This is a genomic window from Crossiella sp. CA198, assembly GCF_052078295.1.
Classification (GTDB): Bacteria; Actinomycetota; Actinomycetes; order Mycobacteriales; family Pseudonocardiaceae; genus Crossiella.
This window is the reverse complement of the sequence record NZ_JBQJIM010000023.1, coordinates 1-13,632: the sequence shown is the minus strand read 5'-3', so window position 1 is coordinate 13,632 and position 13,632 is coordinate 1. Positions and strand designations below refer to the sequence as shown.

9 protein-coding genes are annotated in these 13,632 nt (G+C 71.5%); 5 read left to right on the top strand and 4 right to left on the bottom strand.

The annotated features are described in order from the left end of the window. Positions 1 to 437 precede the first annotated feature (437 nt). The 4 genes from ACTOWY_RS32795 to ACTOWY_RS32780 are packed head-to-tail and all read left to right on the top strand — an operon-like array spanning position 438 to position 3,366. Positions 438 to 1,292, top strand: coding sequence for a DUF1996 domain-containing protein (locus ACTOWY_RS32795; RefSeq protein ID WP_441313469.1), 855 nt, complete (start codon positions 438 to 440; stop codon positions 1,290 to 1,292). Then, positions 1,289 to 1,843 (top strand): DUF305 domain-containing protein, encoded by a 555-nt coding sequence (locus ACTOWY_RS32790; RefSeq protein WP_441313468.1) that lies wholly within the window; start codon positions 1,289 to 1,291, stop codon positions 1,841 to 1,843. Before ACTOWY_RS32795 ends, ACTOWY_RS32790 begins: the two co-directional genes overlap by 4 nt. 30 nt (positions 1,844 to 1,873) lie before the next feature. Then, the gene (locus ACTOWY_RS32785) at positions 1,874 to 2,893 is read left to right on the top strand and encodes a LacI family DNA-binding transcriptional regulator (RefSeq protein WP_441313467.1); all 1,020 of its coding nucleotides are present in this window, start codon (positions 1,874 to 1,876) and stop codon (positions 2,891 to 2,893) included. After that, the gene (locus tag ACTOWY_RS32780) at positions 2,893 to 3,366 is read left to right on the top strand and encodes an SRPBCC family protein (RefSeq protein WP_441313466.1); all 474 of its coding nucleotides are present in this window, start codon (positions 2,893 to 2,895) and stop codon (positions 3,364 to 3,366) included. The genes ACTOWY_RS32785 and ACTOWY_RS32780 overlap by 1 nt, the downstream gene beginning before the upstream one ends. On the opposite strand, the gene ACTOWY_RS32775 is transcribed toward ACTOWY_RS32780, so the two are convergent. Continuing rightward, positions 3,353 to 4,612, bottom strand: coding sequence for a helix-turn-helix domain-containing protein (locus tag ACTOWY_RS32775; protein WP_441313465.1), 1,260 nt, complete (start codon positions 4,610 to 4,612; stop codon positions 3,353 to 3,355). The genes ACTOWY_RS32780 and ACTOWY_RS32775 overlap by 14 nt on opposite strands. Before the next feature lie 399 nt (positions 4,613 to 5,011). Here ACTOWY_RS32775 and ACTOWY_RS32770 point away from each other — a divergent pair, with 399 nt between their 5' ends. Next, positions 5,012 to 5,764, top strand: a complete 753-nt coding sequence (locus tag ACTOWY_RS32770; RefSeq protein ID WP_441313464.1) for a thioesterase II family protein — start codon at positions 5,012 to 5,014, stop codon at positions 5,762 to 5,764. A 42-nt stretch (positions 5,765 to 5,806) separates the two neighbouring features. Here ACTOWY_RS32770 and ACTOWY_RS32765 read toward each other — a convergent pair whose 3' ends face one another. The 3 genes from ACTOWY_RS32765 to ACTOWY_RS32755 are packed head-to-tail and all read right to left on the bottom strand — an operon-like array spanning position 5,807 to position 13,532. Further along, positions 5,807 to 6,277: a pyridoxamine 5'-phosphate oxidase family protein gene (locus tag ACTOWY_RS32765; RefSeq protein ID WP_185004145.1), complete on the bottom strand. Its 471-nt coding sequence runs from the start codon at positions 6,275 to 6,277 to the stop codon at positions 5,807 to 5,809. A gap of 38 nt (positions 6,278 to 6,315) precedes the next feature. Further along, a complete protein-coding gene (locus tag ACTOWY_RS32760; RefSeq protein WP_441313463.1) occupies positions 6,316 to 7,593 on the bottom strand; it encodes an FAD-dependent oxidoreductase in 1,278 nt (425 codons plus the stop codon). Then, complete coding sequence (locus ACTOWY_RS32755) at positions 7,593 to 13,532, bottom strand: SDR family NAD(P)-dependent oxidoreductase (RefSeq protein WP_441313462.1); 5,940 nt, start codon at positions 13,530 to 13,532, stop codon at positions 7,593 to 7,595. The genes ACTOWY_RS32760 and ACTOWY_RS32755 overlap by 1 nt, the downstream gene beginning before the upstream one ends. Positions 13,533 to 13,632: the final 100 nt, after the last annotated feature.

Below are 13,632 nucleotides of genomic sequence, written 5' to 3'. Positions count from 1 at the left end.
AGGCCGATCTGCCCGCGATGCGGACCAGCCGGGTGGCTGCCTCCTCCACCTCGACCCACCGGTCCACGTCCATGCGTGGTCCTCTCTTTCCCGCACACCCCGACTGTGCGCCGTCCGCACTGACGGCGAGAAAGCAGCACTGACCAGGCCAGATGCCATGGCTCGAAGCGTTGCTGTTGATCAACATCGTAGGGAGCGGCCGGAAGGCGCGGCAAGGATGTGCGGCCAATGCGCACCGAAAAGGTGACGGGTCACCCGGCTCGGCGACCCAGTCCGCCTACTTGCGTGAACGCCCGAGAGAGCGCTCCCCCGGATTGTTGTGGACTCATACGAACGGCGGTTGCCCGAGTTGTCCGGACGGCGCGATAGTGACCGCTTGAGAGCGCTCTCTCCATACGTTTGCATCGGGCCCGATGCCAAGCAGAGGGAGTTCCAGAATGGCTTCTTCAACGACGAAGAGACGTTCCGCCACCCTGTTGTCGATCATGGCCGTGGTCGCCGGCCTGCTCACCGGCGGCGCGGGCGCGGCGCAGGCCGAACCGGTCCGGGTGGCCGAGTTCGTGGCCGACTGCCAGCTCAGCCACCGGCTGCCCGATGACCCGATCGTGCTGCCCAACCTGGCGGGCGCCTCGCACCTGCACGACTTCTTCGGCAACAAGTCCACCAACGCGGGCTCGAACCTGCAATCGCTGGCCGGGGCCACCGGCAACTGCGATCCGCTGATCGACATCTCCTCCTACTGGGTGCCCACCCTGTTCAAGGACAACGTCCCGGTGCCGCCGCGGTTCATGACCTTCTACTACCTCGGCGAGGGGGTGAACCGGCCGCAGGACATCCGGTCCTACCCGCTCGGGCTGAAGGTGGTGGCAGGCAACGCCAAGGCCACCGGACCCAACGACAGCATCGCGCGCTGGTCCTGCCTGCACGCCGGACACGTGAACCCCTCGAAGAACTTCGTGGAGTGCCCGCCGAACACGATGCTGGAGACCTACCTGGACTTCCCGCAGTGCTGGAACGGCCGGGACCTGGACTCGCCCAACCACGCCAGTCACCTGGCCTACCCGGTGGCGGGCGGCTGTCCGTCCTCGCACCCGGTGTCGGTGCCCAAGCTGCGCATGGTGCTGCGGTACCCGGTGACCGGCCCGACCGGCGGCCTGCGGCTGTCCTCCGGGCCCGGGTACACCATGCACGGCGACTTCTTCAACGTCTGGCCCGCGGCCGAACTGGACCGCCGGGTGCGGAACTGCCTCAACGCGGTGCTCAAGTGCAACGCCGCGGGCGTGCCCGGATGAGCTTGGCCCGGCCACTGCTCATCGCCCTGCTGGCACTCGGCCTGACCGGCTGTGACCGGCAGGTGGCGTCCCCGCCGCCGTCAGCGCCCTCGTCGACGGCGGCGGGCACGTTCGGGCCGACCGAGACCGCCTTCGCCGAACTGGTCATCGCCACCGACGACCAGGCGCTCAAGCTGCTCGACGCGGGCGCGGCGCGGGTGGCCGCACCGGCCCTGCGCGAGCTGGCGGCGGAACTCGGCTCGGCTCGCCGAGCGGAACGGGAAACCCTGCACGAGCTGCTGAAACAGGCCGGGGTGGCCTATGTGAACAACCACGAGGGCCACGACATGCCCGGCATGCCGACCGAGCCCGAACTGAGCGCGCTGGCCACGGCGGCGGACTTCGACGCCGAGTTCACCCGGCTGCTGCGCGCGCACCTGGCCGAATCGACCACGGTGGCCGGTTCGGCGGCCGAGTCGATCACCCACCCGGCCACCAGGGAGGTCGCCGCGCGGATGACCGGGCAACGCAAGGTCGAACTCGCCCGGCTGACCCAGCTGACAGGCGGCTGAACGCGCGGCGGGAGCCGGTATAAAGATCAGGTGTCCGTCTCCCGCCGCCCCACCGCCGACCGCGTGACCCTGGAGGTCGTCGCGCGGGTCGCCGGCGTGTCTAGGGCGACGGTGTCCAGGGTGGTCAACGGCAAGGCCAGCGTGGACGAGGGCCTGCGCCAGGCGGTTGAGCGGGCCATCTCCGAAACCGGTTACCTGCCCAATCTGGCGGCCCGTTCCCTGGTCACCCGCCGCGCCGACGCGATCGCCCTGGTGCTGCCGGAGGAGAGCCGGATCCTGGGCGACCCGTTCTTCGGCCGGGTGGTCAGCGGGGTGACCAGCGTGCTCAACCCGCTGGGCCTGCACCTGGTGCTGCTGATGACCGGCCGGGACAGCCGGGAACAGGTGGTCACCGACCTGCGCCAGGGCCGCCTGGACGGGGTGATCCTGATCCACACCTACGCCCAGGACCCACTGCCCGGCCAGCTGCTGAAGTCCCGCCTCCCGGTCGTGCTGGCCGGTAAGTCCGCCAGCCCGGCCCGCATCACCTACGTGGACGTGGACCAGGTCGCCGGTGGCGCCCTCGCCGCCCAGCACCTGCACGCCCTTGGCCGCCGCGGCTTCGCCACCATCACCGGCCCACTGGACGCCCCCGCGGGCCAGGGGCGGCTGAACGGCTTCCGGGACACCCTCACCGGCCTCGGCCATCCGCCGCCGCTGATCACCGAGGGCGATTTCAGCCGGGCGGGCGGCGGCGCCGCGATGGAGCGCCTGCTCGCCGACACCCCCGGCCTGGACGCGGTGTTCATCGCCTCCGACCTGATGGCCCAGGGCGCACTGCCGGTGCTGCGCAGGCACGGCCGCCGGGTGCCCGAGGACGTCGCGGTGGTCGGCTTCGACGACAGCAGCGCCGCGCTGGCCTGCGAACCCCCGCTGACCACGGTCCGCCAGCCGGTGGAGGACATGGCCGCGGAAATGGCCCGCCAGGTCCTCACCCGGGTAGCCGACCCGGACGTGCCTCCCGCCGCGGTGATCTTCCAACCCATCCTGGTGCACCGGGACTCGGCCTGATGCCCACCACGGCCTTCGCCCTGCGCACCCTGCTGCCCACCACCCCGGAGACGGTGTTCGAGCACCTGTCCGATCCGCACAACTACCTCGGGCTCTCGCCGTTGATCGTCGAGGTCCGGGACGTGTGGCGGGACGGCGCGGAAGTCCGGTACACCGCGGTGGAACGCTTCCGCTTCGGTTTCCTGCGCCACGACAACGTGATCGAGGTCAGCCTGGTGCTCGGCGCGGGCGCCATCGACGGCGCGGTGCGCAGTCCCGGCGGGGTGCGGCTGCGCTACGGCTACCGGATCGAGGCAGACCCGGCGGGCACCGCGGTGCTGGACCACATCGAACTGTCCGCGCCGCGCGGGCTGCTGGGTTTCGCCGCGGGCCAGGCCCGCAAGGCCCAGCTCGGCCGGAGCCGGGAACTGGCCTGCCGGTTCCCGGGCCCGCCGACCGGAATCGGCGGGCCCGGACCACTCAGTCCTCCGTGAGACTGCGGGCCTGATCCCGCAGCAGCTCGTGGAAGGTGTAGCGACCCGGCGCCGGTTGCAACAGCAGGTGGTTGTCCACCAAGGCTTCCAGCAGTTCCTCGGCCCGCACCGGGGTGAGACCGGCCAGCGTGGCTGCCGCATCGGGGTCGAAGACCTCGCCGCCATGCCTGCCGAGCAGACGGAACAACCGGAGCTGATGCTGGTCCAACAGACGGTAGGACAGGGTGAATGTCGTTGCCACGCCGGGCATCCCGGCCACGGCAAGCTCACCCAGCCTGCGGTCGTCATTGCGCAACCGGTCCGCGAGATGACCGGTGGTCCAGCTGGGCCGGTTGGCCAGCCGGACCGCGGCGATCCGCACCGCCATCGGCAGGAACCCGCACAGCTTGACGATCTCGGCCGCGCTGGCCTCCTCGTCCCGCAGCCGGTCCCGGCCGGCCACGCGGGTGAACAGTCGAAGGGCGTCCCCGGGCGGAAGAACGTCCAACGACAACGGAATCGCACCGGCCAGGGCGGGTAGCCGGCGACGGGAGGTGACCACGACCAGGCTGCCCGCGGTGCCCGGCAGCAGCGGGCGGACCTGGTCGGTGTCCGAGACGTTGTCCAGCACCACCAGAACCCGTTGTCCGGCGACACTGGCCCGCCACAGGGCAGCTCGTTCATCCACTGTGGACGGTATCTGCCAGGACGGCACGTTCACCATCCGCAGCAACGCCTCCAGGGCCTCACCCGGTTCCAACGGCTGGTGGCCCTGGCTGAAACCCCTCAGATCACAATAGAACTGGCCGTCCGGGTACAGCGCGGTCAACGCGTGCCCGGCGTGCACGGCCAGTGCCGATTTGCCGATGCCCGCCATGCCGTCGAGCACCGCGATCACCGTGCTCGCCGACAGACTGGCCAAGTGCCGCAACCGGTTCAGCTCCACCTCGCGACCGACGAAGTCGGGCACGTCGTAGGGCAGGAACCCGTGCGACCCCACCTGGACCGCTGCCTCGGCCCCGGTGCTGCGCTCGCCGGTCTGCTGAGTCGGCAGCAGACCGGTCACCTCACCGCGGGTCGCCGCGAACAGCGCACCGCGTTCCTCCACCGGCAGGGACAGTGCCTCGGCCAGCAATCGCGCCGAGGCCAGCCGAGGCGCCTCACGCCTCCCGGTCTCCAGCAAGCTGATCGTCCGGGCCGACACTCCCGAACCCTCAGCCAGTTCCTCCTGCGTCATTCCGGCGCGCAGGCGAAACTCACGCAACATGACCCCAAATAAACCAGAGTGATCCACTCCGAGAACGCCCCCCAGCGGCGAACTGGCTCTCTAACGGAGCCAAACGTGGATATAATCGAATTATTTTCTGAAGCGACAAGCGCTTCACGTATAGCTGAATAACTGGCGGCACCCCCATTGGTTGTGGTAGCGGTCCACAGCGGTCTGCTTGTGACAGAACCACAGGTGAGTGTGCCAGCGCAGGCTGAGACAGAGCAAGAACGGGCTGCATAGAGAAATCTAGTGAGGTGAATGTCTGGTTTCCTGGCGACAACTTGAGCACAAGACAGTCACAAGACAGGAGCAGGAGCTAGAATTCGACCTGTCGCGCGCGCATATGCGCATTGCGACTCATTCTCCGGACCGCTGAAGTTAGGACTTCGGGGCAACATGACTGACGATCTCTGGGTGCGTCGCTTTCACCCCGCGCCGCAGGCACCCGCCCGACTGCTCTGTTTGCCGCACGCGGGCGGGTCGGCCAGCTACTTCTTCCCGGTATCCCGCGCGCTGACCCCGGGCGTGGAGGTGCTCGCGGTGCAGTACCCGGGCAGGCAGGACCGCAGACAGGAACCGGGCATCGACAACATCGAGGCGCTGGCCGATGAGGTGACCAAGGCGGTGCGGCCCTGGCTGGACCGCCCGGTCACCCTGTTCGGACACAGCATGGGCGCCTCGCTGGCCTTCGAGGTCGCGCGCAGGCTGGAGGCGGACGGGATCCGGCCGACCGGGCTGTTCGCCTCCGGCCGCCGCGCGCCCTCCCGGCCCCGCGACGAGCGCACGCACCTGCTCGACGACGACCGGTTGATCATCGATGTCCGGAAGCTGGCCGGCACCGACTCCGCGCTGCTGGAGGACGAGGACGTGCTGCGGATGGTGCTGCCGGCGATCCGCACCGACTACAAGGCCGCCGAAACCTACCGCTACACGCCGGGTCCGCCGTTGTCCTGCCCGGTGATCGCGCTGACCGGGGACGCCGACCCGAAGGCGACCGTGGACGAGGTGCGCTCCTGGGCCGAGCACACCACCGGTTCCTTCGAGCTGAAGGTCTTCCCCGGCGGCCACTTCTTCCTCAACGCCGTGGTGCCGGAGATCCTGCGGATGATCTCCGCGCACATCGACGGCCACCTGGCGAGCACTGCCTGACAGCGGACCGGCCGGCGCCCGCGCGGGGCGCCGGCCGGGCGCTCAGAGCTTGGCCATCCGCGGGATGAAGGTGAAGTCCTTCGGGAAGTCGGTGTTGACCTGCACCCGGGACGGGTCCAGCCGCAGCACCTCGAAGGCCGGGTTCTCCGGGCTGTCGATGCCGAACAGCCGCAGGTCGTATCCGTCGCCGCGGCCGTTGATCAGCTCGTACACGTGCTTCTTGGTCTCCCCGTCCTCCACCCAGCTCGCCACGCACTCGGCGAGCACGACCTCGCCGATCGCGCTGAGGTAGGACACCGCGACGTTCGGGTTCCCGGCCAGGTGCTTGGTCTTGACCGGGGACCGGGAGGTGAAGATCCAGCCGACCGGGCGGCCGTCCACGACCTCCCACACCGGGTGCAGCACCCGGGAGCGCGGGGCCCCGTTGCCGTCCACGGTGGTCACGGTGGCCAGCACGACCGTGCTGGTGACCTTCAGGAAGTCCTCCTCCAGCGCGGAGAATGCTTCGGACATGGTGGTACTCCTTCTCATCTGCCGGTGCGGTCCGGCGGTCACTGGTTGACGAACTTCTGTTGCAGGGACGGGAAGGCGGTCAGCAGCCGGGACGCGGCGCCGAAGGCCAGGCGGGCGAAAGCGTTGTCGGCCAGGAACATCCGGGACGCGCGGCGGGAGGCGGCGACCGCGGCGAAGCCGTAGCCGAGCATCTCCCGCTCGTACTCGCCCACCGCCGCCAGCAGCTCCCGGCCATCGTGGGCCACCTCGATGATCCGGTCGGCGAGCAGCCGGGCGTCGCGCAGCGCGGTGCCCGCGCCGAGGCCGAGGAAGGGGGTCATGCTGTGGATGGCGTCGCCGAGCAGGGTCACCGTGCTGGTGGGCCAGGGCCGCACCGGGTCCGCGGTGTGCACGGGCAGCAGCGAGATGGTCTCCGGGTGGGTGTCGGCGACCATCCGGCGCAGTCCGGGATGCCAGTCGGCGATGAGCGTGCCGACCAGGTCGCGCAGTGCGTGCGGGTCGGCGCCCTTGGCCAGTCCGGGATGGTGGCTCTGGCTGGCGTTGTAGGACCAGAGCAGGTAGTCGACGGTGTTGTCGAAGAGCACCGGGTTGTGCTGGTAGGTCTCGTCGTTGACGCCGCCGTTCTTGTTCTGCCGGATGGGCATGGACATCAGGCTGCAGCCGCGCATCTCCAGCGCGCCGGTGATGCCGGTGCGCAGCTGGGCCGGCAGGTTCTGCGCGCGTTCCTCGGTGAGCAGGTACTTGCCGGCCACGATGAACATGCCGGTGTCGCGGCGTTTCGCGGCGGGCAGCAACTGGGCGCGCACCCGGGAGCGGCCGCCGTCGGCGCCGACCACCAGGTCCGCGGTGGTGCTGCTGCCGTCGGCGAAGTGGCAGCGCACCTGACCGCCGGGGAGTTGTTCGTAGCGCAGGAAATCCTGGTCGTAGCGGACGATGTCCTCAAGTCCGCTGGCGAGCAGGGTTTGCAGGGTGCTGCGCTGGATGTCGTTGGTGGCCCCGGACCGGTCGGCGACCACTTTCCTGGGTGCGGCGCGCAGCCGTAGCCGTTCCCGTAGCTGGGTGTCGGTGAGCACCTGGTCGCCGTAGTCGGCCTCCACGCAGTGGTCCAGGAACTCCTGCCACAGCCGGGCGGAGAGGCAGCGGCTGAGTGCACGGGAGCCATCGGGGTTGAGGCTGACCCGGTAGCCCTGCAGGCGTTCGGTGCGCACCCGGTGCCGTTCGTGCACGCTGACGCTGATCCCGGCGTTGTGCAGGGCGTGCGCCAGGCCGAGCCCGCCGGTGCCGCCGCCGATGACCACGATGTGCGGACAGGACATCAGAAACTCCGATCCGGGACACGCTGCGGCCCCAGGGTGGTGAGCCAGTCCCGGATGTGCGCGGCGGTGTTCGCCGCGTGTTCCTCCATCAGGGAGAAGTGGTCGCCGGGCAGGTCGCTGGTGGTGTGCGCGCCCGGCCAGGAGGTCTGCCACTGCGCCGGGTCCAGCGACTCGCCGTCCGCACCGGTGACGAAGGAGGATTCGGGGCGCAGGAACAGGATCGGCGCGCTGATCTGTTCCGCGCCGAGCCAGTCCTCCAGCAGCCGGGCGTAGCGGGCCATCGCGGACAGCCGGGCGCTGGTGAACGGGCCGATCCACTCCTCCCTGGTGAGCAGGCCGTCCAGCATCAGCGCGATGACCTGGCCCAGGCCGGCGCCGTTGTCCCGGAAGGTGTCCAGCAGGATGACCGCGGCCGGGGCCGGACCGTCCTGTTCCAGCCGGTGCGCGACGGCCTGGGCGAGCAGGCCGCCACTGGAGGCGCCCAGCAACGCGAACGGCGCCTCGCCCGCGGTCTGCCTGGCCAGGGTGGCCAGCACCTCGACCGCGGCCTCGGCGGTGGCGGGCAGTGGCTCGTCGTCGGCGAATCCGGGCAGTGGCAGCACGGAGACGGCGAGCTGTCCGCGCAGCGCGGCGGCGAAGCGAGCGTACTGGCGGGCGCCGCCCATGCCCATCGGGGAGGGCAGGCAGATCAGCCGCAGCCCCTCGGCTTCGGCCAGGTGCACGGGGCTGGGCACGGGGTGCAGGTCGGCGGCGGTGTGGAAGACCGGGCGCAGTGCGGCGACGGCTTGGACCAGGTCGAAGGCGGCGAAGTGCGCTCCGGTCTGGACGGCGGTGCGGAACAGGGTGCGCACGGTTTCGCCGTCCTCGGCGGCGGGGGCGGCGGTGGCGAGCAGCGCGGTGTCCAGGTGCCGGGCCAGGCGTTGGGCGGTGGGTTCCTCGAAGGCCACGGTCATCGGCAGCCGCAGGCCGGTGGCCTCGTTGAGGCCGTTGCGCAGTTCGATCGCGGTGAGCGAGTCCAGGCCCAGTTCGAGGAAGTCCCGTCCGGGGGCGACCTCGGTGGTGTCGGGGTAGCCGAGCACGGCGGCGGCCCGGCCGCGGACCAGGTCGACCAGGGCGGTGTGCCGGGCTTCGGCATCCAGTCCGGCGAGCCGGTTGCGCAGGGTGTCCGCGGCTTCCGGGGTGCCGGTGCCCGCGCTGCGGCGGGCGGTGGGGACCAGGCCGCGCAGCAGGGCGGGCACGCTGCCCTGGCCGGTGGCCGAGCCGACCCGCATGGGCAGCAGCAGTGGGCGGGTGGCCCGGCAGGTGGCGTCGAACAACGCCATTCCGTCCTCAATGGACAGTGCTTGCACGCCGCCACGGGTGAGCCTGGCCCGGTCGGTGTCGGCGAGTTCGCCGGTCATGCCGCCGTGCTGGGCCCACAGTCCCCAGGCCAGGGACACCGCGGGCAGGCCGAGGGTGTGCCGGTGCTGGGCCACGGCGTCCAGGACGGTGTTGGCGGTGGCGTAGCTGCCCTGGCCGGGGGCGCCGAGCACCCCGGCGGCGGAGGAGAACAGCACGAACAGCGACAGGTTCAGGTCGCGGGTGAGTTCGTGCAGGTGCCAGGCGGCGTCGGCCTTGGGGCGCAACACGGTGTCCAGGCGGTCGGGGGTGAGCGCGGTGAGCACGCCGTCGTCGAGCACGCCCGCGGTGTGCACCACGCCGGTGAGCGGGTGTGCGGCCGGGATGTCGTGCAGCAGCGCGGCCAGCTGGTCGCGGTCGGCGACGTCGCAGGCGGCGATGGTGGGGGCCGCGCCGAGTTCGGTGAGTTCGGCGAGCAGCTCGTGGGCGCCCGGGGCGTCGAGGCCGCGGCGACTGGTGAGCAGCAGGCGGCGGTGGCCGTGGACGCCTGCCAGGTGACGGGCGAGTTCCGCGCCGAGTGCGCCGGTGCCGCCGGTGATCAGCACCGTGTGGTCCGGATCCGTTGGCGGCGCGGTGGTTTCGGGGTCGGTGGCGCGGGCCAGGCGGGGCGCGTAGGTCTTGCCGTCGCGGACGGCGAGCTGGGGTTCGCCGTGCTCGATGGCGGTGCGCAGGGCCGAGGGAGTGGGTTCGCCGTCGAGCAGGATGATCCGGTCCGGGTGTTCGGACTGGGCCGAGCGGACCAGGCCCCAGATCGCGGCGGCGGCCGGGTCGATCTCCTCCGCGCCGATCGTGACGGCGTGCTGGGTATGCACGAGGAGGTGACCGGGCTGGTCAGCGGCCAGCCAGTCCCGCACGGTGGCCAGCGCGGTGTGCGCGGCGGCGTGGATCCGTTCCGGCACAGTGGTTCCGGCCAGGTCCAGGTGGATGATCGTGACCTCGGGTGCGGCGCCCTCGGCCTCGGGCAGCGGCACCCAGTCGAGCTGGAACAGCGCGTCGCGGCGGGTGTTGCCGGTCAGCTGGGCCGGGTTGACCTGGCGGACCAGCAGGGACTCGATGGTGGCGACCGGGCTGCCCACGCCGTCGGCCAGGTGCAGGGTCACGCCGTCCTCGGCCGGGGTGATCCGCACGCGCAGCCGGTCGGCGCCGGTGGCGTGCAGGGTGACGCCGCGCCAGGCGAACGGCAGACCGGGGCCGTCGGCGGGTTGGGCGGGCAGGGCCAGTCCGGCGGCCTGCAGGGCGGCATCGAGCAGCGCGGGGTGCAGGCCGAAGCGGCCGGGTTCGGCGGGCAGCACGATCTCGGCGAGGATCTCCCGGTCCCGGCGCCAGGCCCGGTGCAGGCCCTGGAACAGCGGGCCGTAGCCGAGGCCGACCGCGGCGAACTTCTCGTAGAGCCCGGTCAGGTCAACGGGTTCGGCGGTGGGTGGCCAGGTTTCGGTGAACGGCGCTTCGGCGGTGGCGGGGAGCAGGCGGCCGCGGGCGTGGCAGGTCCACGGGAGGTCCGCGCCGTCGGGGCGGGCGTGCACGGCGACCGGTCGGCCGCCGTCCTCGGCGGGGCCGTCCACGGTGACCTGGAGCCGGATGCCGCCGCGTTCAGGCAGCACCAGTGGGGCGTGCAGGACCAGTTCGTCGATCCGGTCGCAGCCGAGCAGGCCGCCGGCGTGCGTGATCAGCTCGATCATCCCGGCGCCGGGGAACAGCGGCAGGCCGTTGACGGTGTGGTCGGCCAGCCAGGGCTGGGCGGCCAGGGACAGCCTGCCGGTGAGGGCGAGGCCGCCGGTGTCGGGCAGCGCGACGGGGTCGCCGAGCAGGGGGTGGCCGGTGGCGCCGAAGGAGGCGGTGGGCAGCGCGCCTTCCGGCCAGTAGCGGCGGCGTTCGAAGGGGTAGGTGGGCAGGTCGACGGTGTGCGCGTGCGGGCCGAACAGCGGCCGCCAGTCCACGGTGAGGCCGCTGATCTGAAGCCGGGTCACGGCTTCCAGCAGCGAGCGGGCTTCAGCCCGGTCCTTGCGCAGGGCGGGCACCAGGAGTGCGGTGTCGCCTTCGGGCAGGCATTCCTGACCGAGGGCGGTGAGCGAGCCGCCAGGGCCCAGTTCCAGGCAGCGGGTGACGCCGTTGGCGAGCAGGGTGTCGAAGGCGTCGGCGAAGCGCACCGGCGCGCGGACCTGGCCCACCCAGTAGCCGGGGTCGGTGGGCTCGGCGAGCACCTTACCGTCCACAGTGGACACGATGGGGATGGTGGGTTTGTGGTAGGCGACGCTTTCGGCCACCGTGCGGAACTCGGCCAGCATCGGTTCGATCAGCGGGGAGTGGAAGGCGTGCGAGACCGGCAGCCGCTTGGTCTTCACCCCGCGCTCGGCCAGGGTCGCGGCGATGGCCTCGATCTCCGCCTCGACGCCGGAGAGGACCACCGAGGCGGGGCCGTTGACCGCGGCCAGGTCGACGCCCGCGGTGAGCAGTGGGCGGACCTCGTGCTCGGCTGCCTGCACGGAGACCATCGCGCCGCCGGTGGGCAGGGCCTGCATCAGCCGGGCCCTGGCGGTGACCAGGCGGCAGGCATCGGGCAGGGTCAGCACCTCGGCGAGGTGGGCGGCGGCGAGTTCGCCGACGGAGTGGCCGAGCAGGAAGTCCGGGCGCAGGCCCCAGGTTTCCAGGAGCCGGAACAGGGCGACCTCGATGGCGAACAGGGCGGGCTGGGTGAACTCGGTGTGGTCCAGTCGTTCCGGGTCCAGCCACAACACCGTGGGCAGTTCCGGGTCCAGCTCAGCGCAGACCACCTTGAACGCCTCCGCGAACACCGGGTATGCCTGGTACAGCTCGCGGCCCATGCCGGGGCGTTGCGAGCCCTGGCCGGTGCACAGGAAAGCGAGTCCGCCGGGTCCGGTCACGCCGGTGAGTCCGCCGCCCTCGGCCACGGTCCGCAGACCGCGCAGCAGTTCGTCCCGGTCCGCGCCGACCACGGCGGCGCGGTGCGGCAGGGCGGCGCGGCCGGTGGCCAGCGAGAAACCGATGTCCACTGTGGACAGTGTTGGGTCGGCGGTCAGCCGGGTGGCCAGGCGGGCGGCCTGGGCGCGCAGGGCGGTGGCGGAGCGGGCGGAGAGCAGCCAGGGCACAACTCCGGCCTCGGCGGTGGGCGCCGCGAGCTGGTCCGGGGCCTGTTCCAGGATGATGTGCGCGTTGGTGCCGGAGATGCCGAAGGAGGACACGCCCGCGCGGCGGGGGCGGCCGGGGTCGGGCCAGTCCTGGGCCTCGGTGAGCAGCCGGACCTCGCCTGCCGACCAGTCCACGTGCGGGGTGGGCTCGTCCACGTGCAGGGTGCGCGGCAGGTGCTGGTGCCGCAACGCCTGCACCATCTTGATCACGCCCGCGACGCCGGCGGCGGCCTGGGTGTGGCCGAGGTTGGATTTGATCGAACCCAGCCACAGCGGGGTGTCCCGGCCCTGGCCGTAGGCGGCCAGCAGTGCCTGGGCCTCGATCGGGTCGCCCAGCGTGGTGCCGGTGCCGTGCGCCTCCACAACGTCCACTTCGGACGGTTTCAGCCGGGCGTCGGCCAGGGCCTGGCGGATCATGCGTTGCTGGGCAGGGCCGTTGGGGGCGGTGAGGCCGTTGCTGGCGCCGTCCTGGTTGATCGCACTGCCGCGCAGCACGGCCAGCACCGGGTAGCCGAGTCGTTGTGCGTCGGCGAGCCGGGCCACCAGGAGCATGCCGACGCCCTCGGACCAGCCGGTGCCGTCGGCGGCGCCGGCGAAGGACTTGCAGCGGCCGTCTGGGGCCAGCCCGCCCTGCCGGGAGAACTCGACGAACCCGGTCGGGGTGGCCATCACGGTGACGCCACCGGCCAGCGCCAGTTCGCATTCGCCGTTGCGCAGCGCCCGGATCGCCAGGTGCAGGGCGACCAGGGAGGAGGAACACGCGGTGTCGATGGTGACCGCCGGGCCTTCCAGGCCGAGGCTGTAGGCGATGCGGCCGGTGGCCACGCTGCCCGCGTTGCCGTTGCCCGCGAAGCCGCCGACCTCGGCGGGCAGGGTGGCCGCCCAGGCGGTGTAGTCGTGGTTCATCAGCCCGGCGAAGACCCCGGTCCGGCTGCCGCGCAGGGATTCCGGATTGATGCCCGCGCGTTCCACCACCTCCCAGGAGGTTTCCAGCAGCAGCCGTTGTTGCGGGTCCATGGCCAGGGCTTCACGCGGGGAGATGCCGAAGAAGGCGGCGTCGAACTCGGCCGCGCCGGCCATGAACCCGCCGTGCCGGACGTAGCTGGTGCCGAGCTGGCCGCGGCCGGGGTCGTAGAGGCCGTCCACATCCCAGCCGCGGTCGGCCGGGAATTCCGAGATCGCGTCCCTGCCCTGTTCGACCAGCTGCCACAGGTCCTCCGGCGAGCTGATCCCGCCGGGGTAGCGGCAGGCCATGGCGATCACCGCGACCGGTTCGTGGCCGCGCCCCTCGACCTCGGTCAGTCTGGCCTTGGTCTCGTGCAGGTCCACGGTGACCCGCTTGAGGTAGTCCAGCAGGCGCGTGTCGTTCTCGCTGATAGGGCTACCTTCATTCATGGCCGGGACCTCCGGGGAACGCTCTGCTCGCTTGTCCTGCGAGGACTGAAATGAGACGGCGTCCCCGGAGGTTTCAGCCGGAGGCTCGCCATCTCGGAAG

What these genes read in the sequence shown, in the direction of transcription:
- ACTOWY_RS32795 (WP_441313469.1), top strand. Translation starts at nt 438, where the DNA reads ATGGCTTCTTCAACGACGAAGAGACGTTCCGCCACCCTGTTGTCGATC.
- ACTOWY_RS32790 (WP_441313468.1), top strand. Translation starts at nt 1,289, where the DNA reads ATGAGCTTGGCCCGGCCACTGCTCATCGCCCTGCTGGCACTCGGCCTG.
- ACTOWY_RS32780 (WP_441313466.1), top strand. Translation starts at nt 2,893, where the DNA reads ATGCCCACCACGGCCTTCGCCCTGCGCACCCTGCTGCCCACCACCCCG.
- ACTOWY_RS32775 (WP_441313465.1), bottom strand. Translation starts at nt 4,612, where the DNA reads ATGTTGCGTGAGTTTCGCCTGCGCGCCGGAATGACGCAGGAGGAACTG.
- ACTOWY_RS32770 (WP_441313464.1), top strand. Translation starts at nt 5,012, where the DNA reads ATGACTGACGATCTCTGGGTGCGTCGCTTTCACCCCGCGCCGCAGGCA.
- ACTOWY_RS32765 (WP_185004145.1), bottom strand. Translation starts at nt 6,277, where the DNA reads ATGTCCGAAGCATTCTCCGCGCTGGAGGAGGACTTCCTGAAGGTCACC.
- ACTOWY_RS32760 (WP_441313463.1), bottom strand. Translation starts at nt 7,593, where the DNA reads ATGTCCTGTCCGCACATCGTGGTCATCGGCGGCGGCACCGGCGGGCTC.
- ACTOWY_RS32755 (WP_441313462.1), bottom strand. Translation starts at nt 13,532, where the DNA reads ATGAATGAAGGTAGCCCTATCAGCGAGAACGACACGCGCCTGCTGGAC.